Annotated in this window: 17 protein-coding genes and 1 pseudogene; 8 read left to right on the forward strand and 10 right to left on the reverse strand. The window is 68.6% G+C overall.

All coding sequences use genetic code 11. From position 1 onward, the window contains the following. Window positions 1-2 precede the first annotated feature (2 nt). The 4 genes from ACVCL3_RS11405 (at window position 3) to ACVCL3_RS11420 (ending at window position 2,439) form a co-directional block, all read left to right on the forward strand. Entirely contained in the window at window positions 3-488 is a 486-nt protein-coding gene (locus ACVCL3_RS11405) for an ABC transporter ATP-binding protein (RefSeq protein ID WP_447101339.1), read from the forward strand. Then, complete coding sequence (locus tag ACVCL3_RS11410; RefSeq protein WP_447097731.1) at window positions 485-823, forward strand: hypothetical protein; 339 nt, start codon at window positions 485-487, stop codon at window positions 821-823. Before ACVCL3_RS11405 ends, ACVCL3_RS11410 begins: the two co-directional genes overlap by 4 nt. Window positions 824-999: 176 nt before the next feature. After that, window positions 1,000-2,013, forward strand: coding sequence for an AI-2E family transporter (locus ACVCL3_RS11415; protein WP_447101521.1), 1,014 nt, complete (start codon window positions 1,000-1,002; stop codon window positions 2,011-2,013). Between the two features lie 15 nt (window positions 2,014-2,028). Next, window positions 2,029-2,439, forward strand: coding sequence for a cupin domain-containing protein (locus tag ACVCL3_RS11420; RefSeq protein ID WP_447107228.1), 411 nt, complete (start codon window positions 2,029-2,031; stop codon window positions 2,437-2,439). 37 nt (window positions 2,440-2,476) lie between these two features. On the opposite strand, the gene ACVCL3_RS11425 is transcribed toward ACVCL3_RS11420, so the two are convergent. Together ACVCL3_RS11425 and ACVCL3_RS11430 are read right to left on the reverse strand one after the other, a co-directional pair. Continuing rightward, window positions 2,477-2,872, reverse strand: a complete 396-nt coding sequence (locus tag ACVCL3_RS11425; RefSeq protein ID WP_447101341.1) for a hypothetical protein — start codon at window positions 2,870-2,872, stop codon at window positions 2,477-2,479. 150 nt (window positions 2,873-3,022) lie between these two features. Next, window positions 3,023-3,490: a hypothetical protein gene (locus tag ACVCL3_RS11430; RefSeq protein WP_447101342.1), complete on the reverse strand. Its 468-nt coding sequence runs from the start codon at window positions 3,488-3,490 to the stop codon at window positions 3,023-3,025. A gap of 194 nt (window positions 3,491-3,684) precedes the next feature. On the opposite strand from ACVCL3_RS11430, the gene ACVCL3_RS11435 reads away from it, so the two are divergent. Then, entirely contained in the window at window positions 3,685-4,080 is a 396-nt protein-coding gene (locus ACVCL3_RS11435) for a hypothetical protein (protein WP_447101343.1), read from the forward strand. A 12-nt stretch (window positions 4,081-4,092) separates the two neighbouring features. Further along, window positions 4,093-4,314, forward strand: coding sequence for a hypothetical protein (locus tag ACVCL3_RS11440; protein WP_447097736.1), 222 nt, complete (start codon window positions 4,093-4,095; stop codon window positions 4,312-4,314). 14 nt (window positions 4,315-4,328) lie between these two features. Here the strand turns inward: ACVCL3_RS11440 and ACVCL3_RS11445 are convergent, their stop codons facing one another. The 5 genes from ACVCL3_RS11445 to ACVCL3_RS11465 all read right to left on the reverse strand — a co-directional run bounded on the left by ACVCL3_RS11445 (window position 4,329) and on the right by ACVCL3_RS11465 (window position 12,238). Further along, window positions 4,329-5,363 carry an NADP-dependent oxidoreductase gene (locus ACVCL3_RS11445; RefSeq protein ID WP_447101344.1) on the reverse strand — a complete coding sequence of 345 codons (1,035 nt, stop codon included), beginning with the start codon at window positions 5,361-5,363 and terminating at the stop codon, window positions 4,329-4,331. A 29-nt stretch (window positions 5,364-5,392) separates the two neighbouring features. Then, window positions 5,393-6,139, reverse strand: a complete 747-nt coding sequence (locus tag ACVCL3_RS11450) for an SDR family NAD(P)-dependent oxidoreductase (RefSeq protein WP_447097738.1) — start codon at window positions 6,137-6,139, stop codon at window positions 5,393-5,395. Then, a complete protein-coding gene (locus ACVCL3_RS11455) occupies window positions 6,136-7,575 on the reverse strand; it encodes an efflux transporter outer membrane subunit (protein WP_447099507.1) in 1,440 nt (479 codons plus the stop codon). Before ACVCL3_RS11455 ends, ACVCL3_RS11450 begins: the two co-directional genes overlap by 4 nt. Window positions 7,576-7,715: 140 nt before the next feature. Beyond that, window positions 7,716-10,907: an efflux RND transporter permease subunit gene (locus tag ACVCL3_RS11460; protein WP_447101345.1), complete on the reverse strand. Its 3,192-nt coding sequence runs from the start codon at window positions 10,905-10,907 to the stop codon at window positions 7,716-7,718. An 83-nt stretch (window positions 10,908-10,990) separates the two neighbouring features. After that, entirely contained in the window at window positions 10,991-12,238 is a 1,248-nt protein-coding gene (locus ACVCL3_RS11465) for an efflux RND transporter periplasmic adaptor subunit (protein ID WP_447101346.1), read from the reverse strand. A 142-nt stretch (window positions 12,239-12,380) separates the two neighbouring features. Here ACVCL3_RS11465 and ACVCL3_RS11470 point away from each other — a divergent pair, with 142 nt between their 5' ends. Then, window positions 12,381-13,343, forward strand: coding sequence for a LysR family transcriptional regulator (locus ACVCL3_RS11470; RefSeq protein WP_447101347.1), 963 nt, complete (start codon window positions 12,381-12,383; stop codon window positions 13,341-13,343). A gap of 253 nt (window positions 13,344-13,596) precedes the next feature. Continuing rightward, a pseudogene (locus tag ACVCL3_RS11475) lies at window positions 13,597-13,965 on the forward strand (integrase core domain-containing protein); the annotation flags it as partial. A gap of 104 nt (window positions 13,966-14,069) precedes the next feature. On the opposite strand, the gene ACVCL3_RS11480 reads toward ACVCL3_RS11475, so the two are convergent. The 3 genes from ACVCL3_RS11480 to ACVCL3_RS11490 are packed head-to-tail and all read right to left on the reverse strand — an operon-like array spanning window position 14,070 to window position 16,808. Then, entirely contained in the window at window positions 14,070-15,179 is a 1,110-nt protein-coding gene (locus ACVCL3_RS11480) for an RCC1 domain-containing protein (RefSeq protein ID WP_447101348.1), read from the reverse strand. Between the two features lie 8 nt (window positions 15,180-15,187). Beyond that, window positions 15,188-16,018: an SHOCT domain-containing protein gene (locus ACVCL3_RS11485; protein ID WP_447101349.1), complete on the reverse strand. Its 831-nt coding sequence runs from the start codon at window positions 16,016-16,018 to the stop codon at window positions 15,188-15,190. Beyond that, complete coding sequence (locus ACVCL3_RS11490) at window positions 15,972-16,808, reverse strand: SHOCT domain-containing protein (RefSeq protein ID WP_447101350.1); 837 nt, start codon at window positions 16,806-16,808, stop codon at window positions 15,972-15,974. The genes ACVCL3_RS11485 and ACVCL3_RS11490 overlap by 47 nt, the downstream gene beginning before the upstream one ends. Window positions 16,809-16,851 lie beyond the last annotated feature (43 nt).

Genomic DNA, 16,851 nt, shown 5'->3' on the forward strand with positions numbered 1-16,851 from the left:
TGATGCACGAGCAGGGTGACAGCACCCGCGAGACGGCGCCGGACCCGGCGCCGTCGTCGTCTGGCCTGTTCGACGAGATCGCCCGCCTGGGCGCCGCGCTGAAGCGGCTGTTCGGCGCGCAGAAGGATCTGCTGGCCGCGGAGTTGGGCCTGGCGCGCAGCGCGGTGTCGTGGCTGCTGGTGGCCGGGCTGGCCGCCACCGTGGCGGGGGTCGGCTTCGGCCTCACCGTGCTCGGCCTGCTCGGCGTGCTGCTGGCCAAGTGGCTGGGTTCGTGGGTGTGGGCCTTGCTGCTGCTGGCGCTGCTGCAGCTGCTGTTCCTGTTCGGCGCGGTGCTGCTGTTCCGCCGCTGCATGCATTGGATGAGCCTGCCTGTCACGCGCGGCCAATGGGGTGCGATGATGCGCGCAGGCGTGCGCAGGATCGAGGCGGAAGTCGCCGACGAGCCGGCCACGCCGTCGCATGCCGCGCGGGGCGAGGAAGGGCGATGAAAGTATTGAAGCAACTGGCCGAGGTGCGCCTCGCGCAGGCGCGCATGGAGCGGGCGCGCCACGAGGTGGGCGAGCCGGCCGCCGCACTGCTGGCGCGCGGGCGCGAATACCCGCTCGCCACGGTGGGCGTGGCTGCCGGCGCCGGCTTTGCGCTGGGCAGCCTCGACCTGCACCCGCTGCGGGTACCGGGGCTGGCCTCGCTGGTCGGCGGCGGCCTGGTCGAGGTGCTGGCGCAGGGCAGTCACCTGCTGGCCGAGATGGCCGTGGCGGGCGTGGCGGCGCACGCCGCTGCAACTGCCGATGCCGCCGCGCCGGATGGCGCGCCGACCCCGTGAACGCCGAGCCTCAGCAGCCGCCGCCGAACGCGGACGACACGCTGCGCGAGATGACCTCCGCGGCGATGCTCTCGCACATGCCGGCCGATCCGCTGCTGGTCGGCAACCTGCCGCGGCCGCTGGCGCGCCGGCTGCACAGCGCGCGCGGCACGCGCCGCCACCTGCGCGCCATCCGCATGCTGCTCAACGCGATGCTGCTGCTGGCGTTGCTGTACACCGTCACGCTGACCCGCGCACTGCTGATCCCGCTGGTGCTGGCCGCCTTTATCGGGCTGGCGCTCAACCCGATAGTGGCCACCGGCGCGCGCCTGCACCTGCCGCGCTGGCTCACCGCGCTGGTGCTGATGATCGGCCTGGTGGTCGGCATCGGCAGCGGCGTCGGCCTGCTGGCGCAACCGGCGCTCGGCTGGTTCCACGGCGCGCCGTCGGCGATCCGCAGCTTCGTGCCCAAGGTGCGCAACCTGACCAAGCCGCTGGAGGCGGCCAACCGCGCCACCCAGACCCTGGTCAGCGGCACTTCGCGCAGCGCCGCGCCGCCGCCGGCGCCGCTGTCGATCAGCGCGTGGGATGTCGTATCCACCGCGCCCAAGGTGCTCGCCGCGGTACTCAGCGTGATGCTGCTGGTGTTCTTCTTCCTGGTCTACGGCGACACCATGCTGCGCCGGCTGGTGGAGCTGACACCCAGCTTCTCCTACAAGCGGCACGCGGTCACCATCGTGCGAAGTTTCCAGAGCGAGGTCTCGCGCTACCTGCTCACTGCGCTGTCGATCAACACCAGCCTGGGCGCGATCACCGCCGGCATGCTGTGGTTGTACGGCGTGCCCGATGCGCTGCTGTGGGGCGCGGTGGCGATGTTCGCCAACTTCATTCCGTACGTGGGGGCGATTTTCACCACGTTGCTGCTGGCCTTCGTGTCGATGCTGTACGCCAAGAACGCCGAGCTGGAGGTGTTCCTGCCGGCACTCACCTTCGCCGCCATCACCATCGTCGAGGGCAACCTGATCACGCCGCTGATCCAGGGCCGCAGCATGCGCCTGTCGCCGATCGCGATCCTGCTGTGGCTGCTGGTGTGGGGCTGGCTGTGGGGCATTCCCGGCGCTCTGCTGGCGGTGCCGATGCTGACCTGCGCCAAGCTGATCTGCGAGCGCATCCGGGGCTGGGAGTGGTTCGCGCTGATCGTGTCGCGCTAGGGTGCGATCCGCCGCATGGCGCCGCAGTTTCCGAACAACGACACCACCCGGGGATGCACCATGACCGATCGGGCGATCAACCTGCGCGACAAGCTGGCCCGGTTCAGCGAGCACTGGTCGCCCCGCGTCGTCGCGGAGATGAACGACTACCAGTTCAAGCTGGCCAAGCTCAAGGGCGAGTTCGTCTGGCACGCGCATGCGGATACGGACGAGGTCTTCATCGTGCTGCAGGGCGCCCTGACGCTGGAGTTCCGGGACCGCTCCGTGCCGCTGGCGGCCGGCGAAATGTACGTGGTGCGCAAGGGCGAGGAGCATCGCCCGGTGGCCGCGGAGGAGTGCAGCCTGATGCTGGTCGAGCCGCGCGGAGTGGTCAACACGGGCGACGCCGGTGGCGCTCGTACTGCACCCGACGACGTGTGGGTGTAGCGCGCCGGCGCGCTCCATCGTTGGCCCGCGAGGTTCCTCAAGGCGATGCCGTGCCGGTCGTCGCCGGCGTGATGCCGTGCGTCCGCAGCACGGCGGAGATGTCGAAGCGCCAGAGGTTGCGCGAGCCGTTCAATGGTGACTGCAGGCGCCGTTGCAGGGTGGCTGCGTCGTCGCGCGGTTTGGGAAAGTTCACCTCGTCGCGGCGGTTGCTCGACACGAACAGCTCGCCGAACGCCGGCCCCAGCGAGGGCGCGTTCTCCAGCGTGCGGCTGTTGATCCCCTCGCCCAGGTGCGCGGGCCTGCCCCAGCTGCCGTCGGGCTGGCGGAACACGATGTAGATGTCGGCGCGGCCCAGCGCATCGCCCTCGTCGCCGGCGTAGAGCAAGAAGCGGCCCTGCGGGTCGGAATCACGGCGTGCGTTTTGCCGCGCCACGGCGCCCGCAACACGCGCCAGACGTGGTTGTTGCCGTTGTCCCCCGTGCATGCGCGCCAGGTCAGCCCGACGAGGCCGCAGGCGACGACAGACTTTCCAACGACTTCAACGCTCGTGGGGAGTCTTTTGGCACGGGCGCGCACTTCCCGGCTAGAAGCGACGCGACCAGCCCAGCTCCAGCACCGGGTAGACCGCCTGCTCCCGCGCGCGGCGGGGCTCGCCATCCAGGCCCGTCGCCGCCGCCACGCCGGCCTGCCCGTAGAAGCCGGAGTCGGCCGCGCGGTAGCCGATGCCCAGATACGCCGCCGGTTCTCGCCGCGAGGGCATGCGCGCCTGGACCCAGGCGTCGCCCAATGCGTTCCGGCCGGGGATGGGCGGGTGGGCCATGGCGGCCACCCGGATATCGTCGATCACCGCCCCCACCGACAGCAGCAGGCCGCCGGCCCGCGGGTGCCAGTCGAACCTGGCGATGGCCGCCTCGAACACATCGCCCCCCGCTGCGGCCGCGCCGCCGTGGCCGGCCGCGCGCATCGTGCCCGCCGCTTCCGCCGCTCGCGCCGTACCGTTCGGCAGCGCGAACGCGGCGAGTGTCAGTACGACCAGGGCGATCTTCTTCATGGCAGAGCCCCACCGGGCAGACGCGGCCACCCCCTGCGACCGCCGTCCCCGCCTTTATCGCGCGATCCGCGCCCGCTGCGCACGCCGCGTTGCCGGAACTGCGGACGCCATCAAGGCCGGAATGCGAACCGCTTGGCAAACGGGACGGGATGGTTTAGCGGGGAGCGCTGCGCACGGGTGGCTTGACGAACCCCATGGTGCCGCCGACCATCCTTCATCCACCTGTCACCCTTGTACGGGTGCGACTGTCGTCGCGCCCGTGCGCGCGCGGCGGCATCGTGCCGATCAGACCTTGGGAACAACGACGCCGCATGTTCGAAAACGCCTTCAACAACATGGACCGCGTCATGCGGAACGACGAAGGTCTGGCGTCCGAGCTGGACTATGCCGAACAGACCTCGTGGCTGCTGTTCCTCAAATACCTCGACGATATCGACGATATGGAGAAGGAGTGGGAAGACGAGGCCGCTCTGGAAGGCCGTGACTACACCCCCATCCTCGCGAGCCGTATCGCTGGCAAGACTGGGCCGCGCCGAAGGCGGCCGACGGCACGCCTGATCTCAACGCCGCGCTCACCGGCAAGGACCTGATCGAGTTCGTCAATGGCGAGCTGTTTCCCTACCTGCAGACCTTCCGCGACAGCGTGGCTGAAGGCGAACCCGCTGGGGAAATCGGTGGTGATCCGCGGCGACACCGCGATCATCACCTTCTACGACCCGCAGCTGGGGCCGCAGAACGGCGTGCGCTCCTCCGACATCTTCGTCTACCAGGGCGGCCGCTGGCATGCGCTGTACTCGCAGCACAGCGCGGTAGGCAGCCGCTGAGACGCAGCGGAACGTCAATCGTCGGCCACGCGCACCACCAGCTTGCCGAAGTTGCGCCCTTCGAGCAGGCCGATGAAGGCGGCCGGCGCGTTTTCCAGGCCCTCGACGCGATCCTCGCGCAGCTTGATCCGGCCCGCGTCGAGCCAGGCCTGCATGTCGCTGCGGAAAGCGGCGAAGCGCTCGGCGTAGTGGTCGAGGATGACGAAGCCCTGCATGCGGATGCGCTTCTGCAGCACGCTGGCCACCAGCTGCGGGCGGCGATCCGGCCCTGCCGGCGGCGCGGCGTCGTTGTAGTGCGCGATCATGCCGCACACCGGCACCCGCGCATGGTGGTTGAGCAACGGCAGCACGGCGTCGAACACCGCGCCGCCCACGTTCTCGAAGTACACGTCGATGCCGTCCGGGCAGGCCGCGGCGAGGCGCCCGGCGAGATCCGGCGCGCGGTGGTCGAGGCAGGCGTCGAAGCCCAGCTCCTCCACCGCGTGGCGGCACTTGGCGGGGCCGCCGGCGATGCCGACCACCCGTGCGCCCTTGAGCCGGGCGATCTGTCCCACCACCGCACCGACCGCGCCGGTCGCGGCGGCCACCACCACGGTCTCGCCCGGCCGCGGTTGGCCGATGTCGAGCAGGCCGATATAGGCGGTGAAACCGGTCATGCCCAGGCCGCCCAGTGCGAGCGAAGGCTGCGCCAGGTCGCCCAGCGCCGTCAGCGTGTCGCCCGCGGCCACGGCGTAGTCCTGCCAGCCGGCGCTGGCCAGTACCAGCTCGCCGGGGTGGAAGCCGGCATGCCGCGAGCTGACCACGCGGCTCACCGTGCCGCCCATCATCGGCTGGCCCAGTTCCAGACCGGGCGCGTACTCGGTGCCGGCCTCGTCCATCAGGTTGCGCATGTACGGATCGAGCGAGAGATACAGCGTGCGCAGCAACACCTCGCCGTCGCCGGGCGCCGGGAGCGGTGCATGGTCGAGGCGGAAATCCTGCGCGGTCGGCAACCCGTGCGGGCGGGAGGCGAGCAGGATGCGGCGATTGGTCGAAGCGTCTTGCGGCATGCGAAAAGCTCCAGGGTGGAAAGGGACGATCACCAGGCGATTTGTTCGCCATCGCGGAAGAAGCGACCGGTGGGCGCCGGCGTCGGCAGGCTGGCGGCCCACACGATGCCGGCGGCGCCCAGGCTCACCGGCCGGCCGCCGGGGCCACCGAGTTCAGTGGCGACCCAGCCTGGGCACACCGCGTTGACCGCGATGCCGCTGCCCTCCAGCTCCGCCGCCAGCGTACGCGTATAAGTGTTGAGCGCGGACTTGGAGGTGCGATAGGCCACGCAATGGTTGCTGCTCGAACTGCTGGCACCGCAGCCGCTGGACACGTTGACGATGCGGCCGTAGCCGTGCCGGCGCATCAGCGGCAGCATCGCGCTGGTCAGCCGCCAGCTGCCGAACAGGTGGGTCTGCATCGCGCCCCATGCAAGTGTGAGGTCGCCGTCGCTGGCCAGCCCGTCGTGGTCGTAGTAGCCGCCGGCGTTGTTGACCAGCACGTCGAGCCGGCCGTAGGTGATCTCGATCCAGCGTGCCAGCGTGTCGACCTGGTCCTGCTGCGTGACGTCGAGCTGTACCGCGATCACCTCGCCGGACGCGCCGGCGAGCTGGCGCGCCGCGTGCAGGCCCTTGTCGGGATCGCGCGAGCCCAGCAGCACGGTCATGCCGTGCTCGCTGAGCTGGCGCGCCACCTCGAAGCCGAGGCCGCGGTTGGCGCCGCTGACCAGCGCCACGCGATAGGTCGGCGTGATCGCCGGCGTTGCCGCCGGCACGCGTCGGGCCGGCCGGCTCATGGGGCGGCGCCCCGCTGTGCCACCGCGCTGCAGCGCTCGTCGCCGCAGGCCTGCCAGCCGCCGCCGAGCGCCTTGTACAGCGCGACGGCGCGGGTGTTGATCGCCGCCTCGGCCTGGGCCAGGTCGTCCTCGGCGGCGAGCTGGGTGCGTTCGGCATCGAGCAGTTCGAGGAAGCCGGTGGCGCCTTCCTGGTAGCGCACGCGGGCGAGGTCGGCGGCGCGCTTGCTCTGCGTGCCCTGTTCGATCAGGTGGTTCACGCGGATGCGTTGCTGGTTGAAGCCGGTGACCGCGTTGTCGATGTCCTCGATCGCCTCCAGCACGGTGCGCTGGTAGTTCGCCTGCGCCGCATCGGCGCGCGCTTCGCTGGCGTGCAGGTTCGCGCGCACGCGCTGCACGTTGAGCCCGGCCCAGCTGATGCTGGGCGCCAGCGTCCACGCGCGCGTCGACGGGCTGCCGAAGTCGTTGCTGCGCCCGGACAGGAAGCCGAGGAAGCCGCCCAGCGAGATGTGCGGGAAGAAGTCGGCCTTGGCCACGCCGATGCGCGCATTGGCGGCGGCGTATTCGCGTTCAGCCATCTGGACGTCCGGACGGCGTGCGAGCACGTCGCCGGCATCACCGATCGGCAAGGTCGTGGCGATCGGCGTGAAGCTCTTCGGCGATACGTCGATGTCGAGCTCGCCCGGTCGCTCGCCCAGCAGCACCGCGAGGCGGAATTCACTCGCGCTCACCGCGGTCTGCAGCACCGGCAACTGCGCCTGCACGGCGCTGAGGCGCGCTTTCGCGCTGGCCACATCCTGTTCGGAGCCGGCACCGAGCTGCTGGCGCACCTCGGTCAGGTGCAGGGTCTGTCGCTGGTTCTCGATGTCGCGCTGGGCGATGTCGAGCCGCGACTGGCTGCCGCGCAACTCGAAATAATTGCGCGCGACCTCGGCCAGCAGGCTGACCTGCGCGTCGTGCAGCGCGGCCTCGCTGGCGCCGAGGTCGGCACCGGCCGCCTCCACCGAACGGCGTATGCCGCCGAACAGGTCCAGCTCCCACGACGCATCGAAGCCGGCCTGGTAGGTCGTCGTGGTGCGGCGCTGGTCGCTGAAGCCCGGCTGCTGGCCGCGGCTGCGGGTGTAGTTCACGTCCGTGTCGATCGTCGGCAACCGGGCGGCCTTGCTGCCGCTGAGCAGTGCGCGCGATTCATGCAGCCGCGCCACCGCGATGCGAAGGTCGAGGTTGTTCGCCGCGGCGCGCTGGATCAACGCATCCAGCGTCGGGTCGTTGAACTGCTTCCACCATGCAGCCTGGAATTGCGCGTTGCTTTCCTGCGCAGCATCAAGTGCCAGCTGCGGCGCGGCGGGTTTTGCGGCGTGGTAATCCGGGCCGACCGTGACGCAGCCGGCCAGCGCAAGAGCGGTCGCCAGCAGCGTGCCGCGCACCGTCACCGTCATCGCCGCGAAAGCCGTGTGGTGCGTAGGGCGGGCACTGCCCGCCGTGGTGCCGGTGTCGCCTGTTGTGGTGGTGTGGCGGGCGGTGCCCGCCCTACGGGAGCCTTGCGCGGCGAGCCCGGACATGGTCGTGAACATCTTCATCAGTGATTCTCCAGCGCCGGCAGCGCATGCGCGGCGGCGCGTTCGGCCGCGCGCGCCTCGCGGCGCTCGACCAGGGCGCGAATCAATACGTAGAACAGCGGTGTGTAGATCAGCCCGAAGATGGTCACGCCGAGCATGCCGGAGAACACCGCCACACCCATCGCATGGCGCATCTCGGCACCGGCACCGTGCGAAGTCACCAGTGGCACCACGCCCATGATGAAGGCGAACGACGTCATCAGGATCGGCCGCAGGCGCAGCTTCGCCGCTTCCAGCACCGCCTCGTGACGCGCCATGCCTTCATGCTGGCGTTCGCGGGCGAACTCCACGATCAGGATCGCGTTCTTGCACGCCAGTCCGACCAAGACGATCAATCCGATCTGGGTGAAGATGTTGTTGTCGCCACCGGACAGCCACACGCCGGCGATCGCGGACAACAGCACCATCGGCACGATCAGGATCACCGCCAGCGGCAGCGACCAGCTCTCGTACAGCGACGACAGCACCAGGAACACCAGCAGCACGCACAGCGGGAACACCAGGATCGCGGTATTGCCGGCGAGGATCTGCTGGTAGGTCAGCTCGGTCCACTCGAAGCTCATGCCATTGGGCAGGTTGTCCTTGGCCAGCTTTTCCATGGCCGCCTGCGCCTGGCCGGAACTGAAGCCGGGCGCCGGGCCGCCATTGATCTCGGCGGTCGGATAGCCGTTGTAGTGCTGCACGCGGTCCGGGCCGGCACCGTGCTGCACGGTGACGAACGAGCCCAGCGGCACCATCTGGCCCTGCGCGTTGCGCGTCTTCAGTTGCAGGATGTCCTCGGGCGTGTGGCGGAACGCCGGGTCGGCCGACACGTTCACCTGGTAGGTACGCCCGAAGCGGTTGAAGTCGTTGACGTAGAGCGAGCCCATGTAGGCCTGCATGGTCTGGTAGACGTCGCCCAGGTTCACGCCCTCGGCCTTGGCCTTCTCGCGGTTCACGTCGGCATCCACCTGCGGCACGCTGACCTGGAAGCTGGAGAACAGCCCAGCCAGTGCAGGGTCTTTGCGGCTGGCGGCGATCAGGTTCTGGGTCTGCTTGTACAGCTCGTCGAAACCGCGATCGCTGCGATCCTCGATCTGCATGCGGAACCCGCCGATCGTGCCCAACCCCATGACCGGCGGCGGCGGGAACACGGCGATGTAGGCGTCCTGGATCGCGCCGAACTTCTGGTTCAGTGCACCGGCGATCGCACCGGCGGAAAGATCCGCGCTGCGCCGATCCTCGAACGGCTTCAGCGTGACGAACACGATGCCGGAATTGGTCGAGTTGGTGAAACCGTTGATCGACAGGCCGGGGAACGCGACCGCATGTTCCACGCCCGGCTGCTTCAGCGCGATTGCGCTCATGCGCCGGATGACGTCGTCCGAACGATCGAGTGACGCCGCGTCGGGCAGCTGGGCGAACGCCACCAGGTACTGCTTGTCCTGCCCCGGCACGAAACCGGTCGGCACATGCGAGAAGCCGAACCAGGTCAGCGCGATCAGGCCGGCATAGACCACCAGCGCCAGCTTGCCCTTGCCGACGATGCGCTTGACGCCGCCCACGTAGCGCTCCGAACCGCGATGGAACATCCGGTTGAACGGACGGAACAGCCAGCCGAACGCACGGTCGATGCCGCGGGTGAGGCGGTCCTTCGGCGCGTCATGCGGCTTCAGCAGCACGGCGGCCAGCGCCGGGCTCAGGGTCAGCGAATTGAACGCGGAGATCACCGTGGAGATCGCGATGGTCAACGCGAACTGGCGGTAGAACTGGCCGGTGAGGCCGCTGACGAAGGCGGTCGGGATGAACACCGCGCACAGCACCAGCGCGGTCGCCACGATCGGGCCGGTGACTTCGTGCATCGCCTTGCGTGTGGCGTTGCGTGGCGACTCGCCCAGTTCGATATGCCGCTCGACGTTCTCCACCACCACGATCGCGTCATCGACCACGATGCCGATCGCCAGCACCAGTCCGAACAGGCTCAAGGCATTGAGCGAGAAGCCGGCCAGGTGCATCACCGCGAAGGTGCCGATCAGCGACACCGGCACCGCCACCAGCGGGATGATCGAGGCGCGCCAGGTCTGCAGGAACAGGATCACCACCAGCACCACCAGCAGGATCGCCTCCAGCAGCGTGTGCGCCACCGCCTCGATCGAGCCGCGCACGAACACGGTCGGGTCGTACACGATCGAATAGTCGACGCCTTGCGGGAAATCCTGCTTCAGCTGCGCCATCGTGGCGCGCACTTCGTCGGAGATCTGGATCGCGTTGGAGCCGGGCCGCGCGAAGATCGGCAGCGCCACCGCCGGCTTGTTGTCGAGCAGGCTGCGCAGCGCGTAGTTGTTCGAGCCGAGGTCGACCTTGGCGACATCGCCCAGATGCGTCACGCCGCCGTTCGCATCGGTGCGCACGATGATGTTGCGGAAATCGTCCTCGCTGACCAGTCGGCCGCGGGTGTTGATGTTGAGCTGGAACGCATTGTTGCTCGGGCCGGGCGGCGCATTCAGCGCGCCGGCGGCGACCTGCACGTTCTGCTCGCGGATCGCGTTGATCACGTCGCCGGTGGTGAGCGAGCGCTGCGCCAGCTTCTGCGGGTCCAGCCACACCCGCATCGAGTATTCGCCGGCACCGAAGATCTGCACGTCGCCGATGCCATTGAGCCGCCCCAGCACGTCCTTCACGTGCAATCGCGCGTAGTTCGACAGGTACAGCATGTCGTAGCGCTGATCGGGCGAGGTGAGATGCACGACCATGGTCAGGTCGGGCGAACTCTTCTGCGTGGTCACGCCGAGCCGCTGCACTTCCTCCGGCAGTTTCGGCAGGGCCTGCGCCACGCGGTTCTGCACGTCGACCTGGGCGTTGTCGAGATCGGTGCCCAGCGCGAACGTCACGGTCAGCGTCAGGCTGCCGTCGCTGGTGGCCTGCGAGGAGGTGTACAGCATGCCTTCGGCGCCGTTGATCTGTTCCTCCAGCGGCGTGGCGACGGTTTGCGCGATCACTTTCGGGTTGGCACCGGGATAGCTGGCGTGCACCACCACGGTGGGCGGCACCACTTCCGGGTATTCGCTGATCGGCAGCTGGAACACCGCGATGGAGCCGGTGATCACGAACAGCAGCGACAGCACGGCGGCCATGATCGGCCGGTCGACGAAGAATTGGGCGATGTTTTTCATGCAAAAGATCCTCGACGAAGCCGCTGCGCGGCCTCGGTCTTCTTTGCTCCTCCCCCTGCACGGCAGGGAGAGGGAGAGTGTGGTCAGCCTTGCGGGGTCTTTGGGCTCGCCGTGTTGGCCTGCGCGGTGCGCGAATCGGCGTTCGGTGCATCGCCGCGCTCGACCAGCGCCTTGTCGGTCGCGTCCAGCCGGTAGCTCATGGCCACCTTCTGCGGATTCACCTCGACCCCGGGGCGCACGCGCTGCAGACCGTTCACCACCACCAAGTCGGTCGGCGCCAGGCCGCTGTCGATCACGCGCAGGCCGTGGAACAAGGCACCGGTGTCGACCTTGCGGTATTGCACCTTGTGCTCCTTGTCGACCACGTAGACGAACTGGTTGCCGAGGTCGGTGCCGATCGCGCGGTCGTCGACCAGCACGCGCGGGCGGGCCTGGCCGCTCTGCAGCTGCACGCGGGCGTACAGGCCGGGCGTGTACAGGCCGTCGGCGTTGTCGAACACCGCGCGCAGGCGCATCGTGCCGGAGCCGGTGTGCAACTGGTTGTCGACGAAGTCGAGGCGGCCTTCATGCGGGTAGCCCGTCTCGTCGGCCAGGCCCATCGCGGCCTCGATCCGCGCGTTGCGGCCGGCCTGCTTCGCGTCGGCGCGCAGGTGGTCGAGCTTGAGCCAGGTCTGCTCGTCCACGTCGAAATAGACATAGACCGGGTTGACCGAGACCACGCTGGTCAGCACGTCGTTGCTGGTGACCAGGTTGCCGGGAGTGACGCGGGCGTTGCTGACGCGGCCGTCGATCGGCGAACGCACGCGGGTGAAGTCCAGGTTCAGCCGCGCCGCGGCCAATGCGGCAGTGGCCGCACCAAGCTGGGCCCGCGCGCTTTGCGCGGTGGTGTCCTGGCGGTCGGCTTCCTGCTTGGCGATCGCGTGCTGGGCCAGCAGCATCTCGGCGCGGCGCTGGTTGGTCTGCGCCAGGTTCAGCTCGGCCTTCGCCTGTGCCTGGTTGGCGACCAGCCGGTCGACCTCGGCCTGGTACGGGCGGGCGTCGAGCTGGAACAGCACATCGCCCTTGTGCACCAGCGCGCCTTCCTGGAAGTGCACCGATTCCACGAAGCCGCCGACGCGCGGCTGCACCTGCACCGTGTTGACCGCCTGCAGCCGACCGGTGAACTCGGCGCTGTCGCTGACCTTGCGGGTCAGCGCCTGCGCCACGGTGACCTCCGGCGGCGCCGCCGCGGCGACGGGACTCTGCGCGCGGCTGTCGTTGCCGTGCAGCAGCAGCCAACTGCCCAGTGCACCGGCGGCGACCAGCGGTATCAGCATCCATTGTTTTTTCATGGGGGACTCCCGACATCTCGTGGGCCGGGCGAACGACCCCGGCGAGGGCCGAGAGAATAGGTGTACTTGTCGGTATAGAAAACCCGGTTCTTGCGCATTACACTCGTGAGCCGCCGTCACGAATCGCCGAGGAATTGAGGCTATGGAAGACTTTTCCGCCATTTCGACCTTCGTCCGCGTGGTCGAGGCCGGCAGCTTCGCGGCCGCGGCCAGCCAACTGGGTATGACCCCTTCGGGAGTCAGTCGCGCGGTGGCCCGCTTGGAAACCGGGCTCGGTGCGCGGCTACTGTTCCGCTCCACGCGCTCCCTGCGCTTGACCGACGACGGCGCCGCGTTCCACGCGCGCTGCAAGGAGATTCTTGCCGACCTGGCCGAAGCCACCGAGGCGCTCAACTACGCCAACAGCAAGCCCACCGGCAAGTTGCGGGTGGGCATCTCGCTGTCGGTGGGGCGCGCGGCGGTGATCCCGCGGCTGACCGAGTTCGAGCAGCGCTACCCGGACATCCGGCTGGAGCTGTCGATGAGCGATTCGCCGGCCGACCTCAACGGCGAGGGCCTGGACTGCGCGATCCGCGTGGGCCAGTTGGAGGATTCCAGCCTGATCGCGCGCAAGATCGGCTACCTCAGCAACGTGGTGTGCGCCTCGCCGGAATACCTGCGCAAATACGGCGCCCCGCGCAGCATCGAGGAGCTCAAGCAGCACCGCTGCATCAACTACGTCTACCCGAACGGTCGCCCGCGGCTATGGCAGTTCGACACGCCCGGCGGCCCGCTCGAGGTCGACATTGACGCGCACCTGCTGATCAACGACGGCGAATCGGTGCTGCAGGCGGTGGCGGCCGGCCTCGGCATCACCCAGCTGCCGCGCATGATGGCCGCCTGCCTGCTCGACAAGGGCCTGCTCGAACTGGTGATGACCGACACCCGTTCCACCGGCAAGCCGGTGTGGATCGTCTACCCGCAGAAGAAGCACCTGTCGGCTCGCGTGCAGGCCTTCATCGAATGGGTGCGCGAACTGTTCGACCGCACCAACCAGTGCCCGATCGCCGCGCCGAAGGCCATGCCCAAACCGCTGCACGAGGAGTCGCTGGCCAAGGTGGCCTAGGCGGCGCGGCTGGCGTCGCTGCTGCCTGAGCCGGATCAACCGCGCGGGCGGAACAGCGTGACGCGGTCATGCAGGGACCGTGGGTGGCGATGCGGATGGCACGTCGCCCGGCTTCGCGTCGCAACGCGTCGAGCACGCTCTGCAGCACGGCTCCGCGAAACGGCGTTCCGCCGCTGCACGATTCGGTGTCGTGCACCGACGGTTCCGTTCCCCGCGTTGCCAGCTGAAGCCGACGCCGGCTGACGCGCTGTGCTCGCTGCCCGCGGGTCGGGTGATCCGGGCGCTGGGGCGGATCATCGAATGGCGCGGCAGACCCAGGGCGATCCGCTGCGACAACGACCCGGAGTACATCAGCGGTGCACGGCTGACCTGGGCTGAGCGTCACGGCATCCGGATCGGCCACATCCAGCCGGGCAAGCCGCGGCAGAACGCGCAGGTGGAGCGCTACAACCGAACCGTGCGCTACGCCAGGTTGGCCCGCATCCTGTTCGACTCCATCGACCAGATGCGGGACCGCGCCGCCCGCCGGCTCCGGGCGTACAACCACGAGCATCCGAATATGGCGCTCGGTGGCATCACGCCAATGCAGAAACCGGCACTCGCCGCTTGGCTCCACCTTTGACCGCAGCCAGGAGCGGGGGGACTACCGAGCGAGAGAAGGCTGAAGGCTTCGCGGGGGTGTCGATCGAGGCTTTCCCTCATTTCTCATCACTCACTTCTCACCCGTCACCACACCATTGCCTGAAACGCATCCACGTCACTGACGCCCTGGCCCAGGCCGATCTGGCCGGAGCCGTTGCTGCCGGTGACGACGACGCTGCCGTCGTCGCGGATCGCCAGGGTGTGATAACCGCCGCCGGCCATGCCGGCGACGCGGTCGAGTACCTGGGTGGGCCGGTTGCGGTGCTGACGGGTGCCGGTGCCGAGCTGGCCCTGGGCGTTGTTGCCGGCGGTCCAGAGGGTATCGTCGTCGCGCAGGAACAGGCTGTGGAAGGCGCCAGCGGCAATCGCGCGCACGTTGTCCAGCACTTGCACCGGCACGTTGCGGTTGATGTTGTCGCCGTCACCGAGCTGGCCGGCACCGTCGAAGCCGGTGGCCCACACGCTGCCGTCGTCGCGCAGGAACAGGCTGTGCGCGCCGCCGGCGGCGATCGCCTTGACGTGGTCCATGACCTGCACCGGCACGTCGCGGTTGCGGGTATCGCCGCTGCCGAGCTGGCCGTTGAAGTTGGAGCCGGTCGCCCACGCGCTGCCATCGAGCTTGAGGATCAGGCTGTGCTGCTCGCCCGCGGCGACGGCCTGCACGCCGTCCATGATTTTCACCGGCGTGCGGCGGTGCTCTTCATCGCCGGTGCCGAGCTGGCCGCGGGTGTTGTTGCCGACGGCCCACAGGCTGCCGTCGGTGCGCACGATCAGGCTGTGGCTCTTGCCGGCGGCGATGGTGCCGACGCTGGTCATCACCTGCACCGGCGCGGTGGCGTCGTTCGTACTGCCGTCGCCGATCTGGCCGTATTCGTTGTCGCCGCAGGCCCACAGGACGCCGTCGGTTTTCAGCACCAGGCTGTGGCGTTCGCCGGCGGCGATCCGTTTCACGTAGCTCATCACCGGTATCGGTTTTCGCTGCGTGGTGGTGTTGCCGTCGCACAGTTGGCCGTCGTTGCCGTTGCCCATCGCCCACAGGTTGCCGTCGGCAAACAGGATCAGGCTGTGCATCGGGCCGGCGGCCAGTCGGGTGGCGGTCATGGAAGGAGTTCCGGTGGTGGGAAGGGATTGCGCAGGTTTGTCCAGCGCGGCCCAGGCGAGAAACAGCAACAGCACGATGCTCAGGCTTTTCATGGTGGCACTCACAGGCGCGCCAGGATGGCGGTCTTGCGTGCGGCGAAATCCGCGTCGTCGATCAGCCCGTTGTCGCGCAGGCGCTTCAGCTCGCGCAGGCTGTCTTCAACGTCGCGGTTGTCGGTGTCGCGATGGCTGCCGGCCTGGCGCTTGATGGCGTTGTCGAACGCCTGCCGAAGGTCACCCGCATAGTCGCCGGAAATGCCGGCTGGCGACGACGATTTCATCGCGGCGAATGCACGGCGCAAGAATTTCATCAACAGCAAGCCGAGGATCAGCAACGGCACGAACACGATGCCGGAGAAGATCAGGGTGCTCCACCCCAGCACGCGGAAAGTGACATCGCTGCGTTCGCCGGTGACGGGGTCCGTACAGGTCATCCGGTGCGTCACGCCATGCTGGCCCGGCTTGTAGGAATACTGGCTCGAAGCGATGTTGAACTGGCCACCGCTGCAGGCCATCGGCGCCGCGATGTTGGTCAGTTGCGGATGCAGCGCGCCGCCGATGCTGGTGATCATCAGGCCGGTGAACAGGCTGATGCCGACCAGCGGTACCAACCCCACCCAGCGCCAGGGACTGCGGCGCTTTGGCGTGGCTGCCGCCGGCGCGGTCGCCGAGGCCGGCGCAAGGCGTGGTCGCAGCTTCCGGAAAATCAGCGCGATGACGATCACCGGTGCGAGAAACGACGCCAGGAAAGTCAGCAGGGTGAAGAGGACGGAGAGGACAGCGATGGTGTTGTCCACGGCGGTATCCGGCGAGCATGGGTGACGTGGCGCGGGCGTGCGCCGGCGGTTACAGCTGCGACAGCAAGTCGGCTTTCCGGGCCGCGTATTCGGCATCGGTGATCAGTCGCCGGTCGTACAGATGTTTCAATTGGCGCAGGCGGGCGTCGAGCTCATTGCCGGCCGGTGCGATACCGGCCTTTTCGAGCATGTCGCGGGCGATGTCGCTGGCGTCGTTGCGCGTGGGTGATCCGACCAGTCGCAGTGCCAGTTGCCGTACTTTTTCGGCGACAGCGGGATCGACGGCGCGGCCGTTGACGGTGACGAAGGTGTTGATGGCGTCGCTGCGCGGCGATGATCCCGCCAGCCGCTGCGCCAGCTGCCGCACCTTGTCGGCGACGTCGGCATCGGCAGTGCGGCTGGTGGTCGAGGTGTTGCGGGTGGACGCCACCAGCGGGCTGCCGGTACGGGTCGGGGAACTCCGCCGCCGGGTGAACAGCCACAGCAGCGGAAGGCTGAATGCGCCGGCATAGACCAGTGTCGAGACGGCCATGAAACGGCCGGGGACCGCCTGCCGGTCACCGCTGGCATCCACGCAGTAGAGCATTGTCGACACCGTGGTCAGGCCGGCCTCGTGGGCACGCGACATCGGTGCCTGGTAGGAGGACGTGCGCGACAGGTTCTCGATCCGGCCATCGCAGATCAGCGGCGCGATCGGTTTCCACGACGGCTCGTAAAAGCTGCTGGCGCCGGTCGCCACCGCCCCGAGGATCAACCCCGGCACGCACGCCGCCAGCATGAACACCCATGCCGGCATGCGCCCCGCACGGGCCTGCCGCAGCCGGCGGGACAGTAGCGCGAAGCCCGACAGGAGAACCAGAGCGACCATCACGAGAGACGAATTCATGCGGGTTTCCTGCGCGCCTTGCTCGATGTGTTACCCGGGTAAT

This window comes from Rhodanobacter sp. UC4437_H4, assembly GCF_052978425.1.

What these genes read in the sequence shown, in the direction of transcription:
- ACVCL3_RS11405 (WP_447101339.1), top strand. Translation starts at nt 3, where the DNA reads ATGCACGAGCAGGGTGACAGCACCCGCGAGACGGCGCCGGACCCGGCG.
- ACVCL3_RS11410 (WP_447097731.1), top strand. Translation starts at nt 485, where the DNA reads ATGAAAGTATTGAAGCAACTGGCCGAGGTGCGCCTCGCGCAGGCGCGC.
- ACVCL3_RS11415 (WP_447101521.1), top strand. Translation starts at nt 1,000, where the DNA reads ATGCTGCTCAACGCGATGCTGCTGCTGGCGTTGCTGTACACCGTCACG.
- ACVCL3_RS11420 (WP_447107228.1), top strand. Translation starts at nt 2,029, where the DNA reads ATGGCGCCGCAGTTTCCGAACAACGACACCACCCGGGGATGCACCATG.
- ACVCL3_RS11430 (WP_447101342.1), bottom strand. Translation starts at nt 3,490, where the DNA reads ATGAAGAAGATCGCCCTGGTCGTACTGACACTCGCCGCGTTCGCGCTG.
- ACVCL3_RS11435 (WP_447101343.1), top strand. Translation starts at nt 3,685, where the DNA reads ATGGTGCCGCCGACCATCCTTCATCCACCTGTCACCCTTGTACGGGTG.
- ACVCL3_RS11440 (WP_447097736.1), top strand. Translation starts at nt 4,093, where the DNA reads ATGGCGAGCTGTTTCCCTACCTGCAGACCTTCCGCGACAGCGTGGCTG.
- ACVCL3_RS11445 (WP_447101344.1), bottom strand. Translation starts at nt 5,363, where the DNA reads ATGCCGCAAGACGCTTCGACCAATCGCCGCATCCTGCTCGCCTCCCGC.
- ACVCL3_RS11450 (WP_447097738.1), bottom strand. Translation starts at nt 6,139, where the DNA reads ATGAGCCGGCCGGCCCGACGCGTGCCGGCGGCAACGCCGGCGATCACG.
- ACVCL3_RS11455 (WP_447099507.1), bottom strand. Translation starts at nt 7,575, where the DNA reads ATGACGGTGACGGTGCGCGGCACGCTGCTGGCGACCGCTCTTGCGCTG.
- ACVCL3_RS11460 (WP_447101345.1), bottom strand. Translation starts at nt 10,907, where the DNA reads ATGAAAAACATCGCCCAATTCTTCGTCGACCGGCCGATCATGGCCGCC.
- ACVCL3_RS11465 (WP_447101346.1), bottom strand. Translation starts at nt 12,238, where the DNA reads ATGAAAAAACAATGGATGCTGATACCGCTGGTCGCCGCCGGTGCACTG.
- ACVCL3_RS11470 (WP_447101347.1), top strand. Translation starts at nt 12,381, where the DNA reads ATGGAAGACTTTTCCGCCATTTCGACCTTCGTCCGCGTGGTCGAGGCC.
- ACVCL3_RS11480 (WP_447101348.1), bottom strand. Translation starts at nt 15,179, where the DNA reads ATGAAAAGCCTGAGCATCGTGCTGTTGCTGTTTCTCGCCTGGGCCGCG.
- ACVCL3_RS11485 (WP_447101349.1), bottom strand. Translation starts at nt 16,018, where the DNA reads ATGCCGAATACGCGGCCCGGAAAGCCGACTTGCTGTCGCAGCTGTAAC.
- ACVCL3_RS11490 (WP_447101350.1), bottom strand. Translation starts at nt 16,808, where the DNA reads ATGAATTCGTCTCTCGTGATGGTCGCTCTGGTTCTCCTGTCGGGCTTC.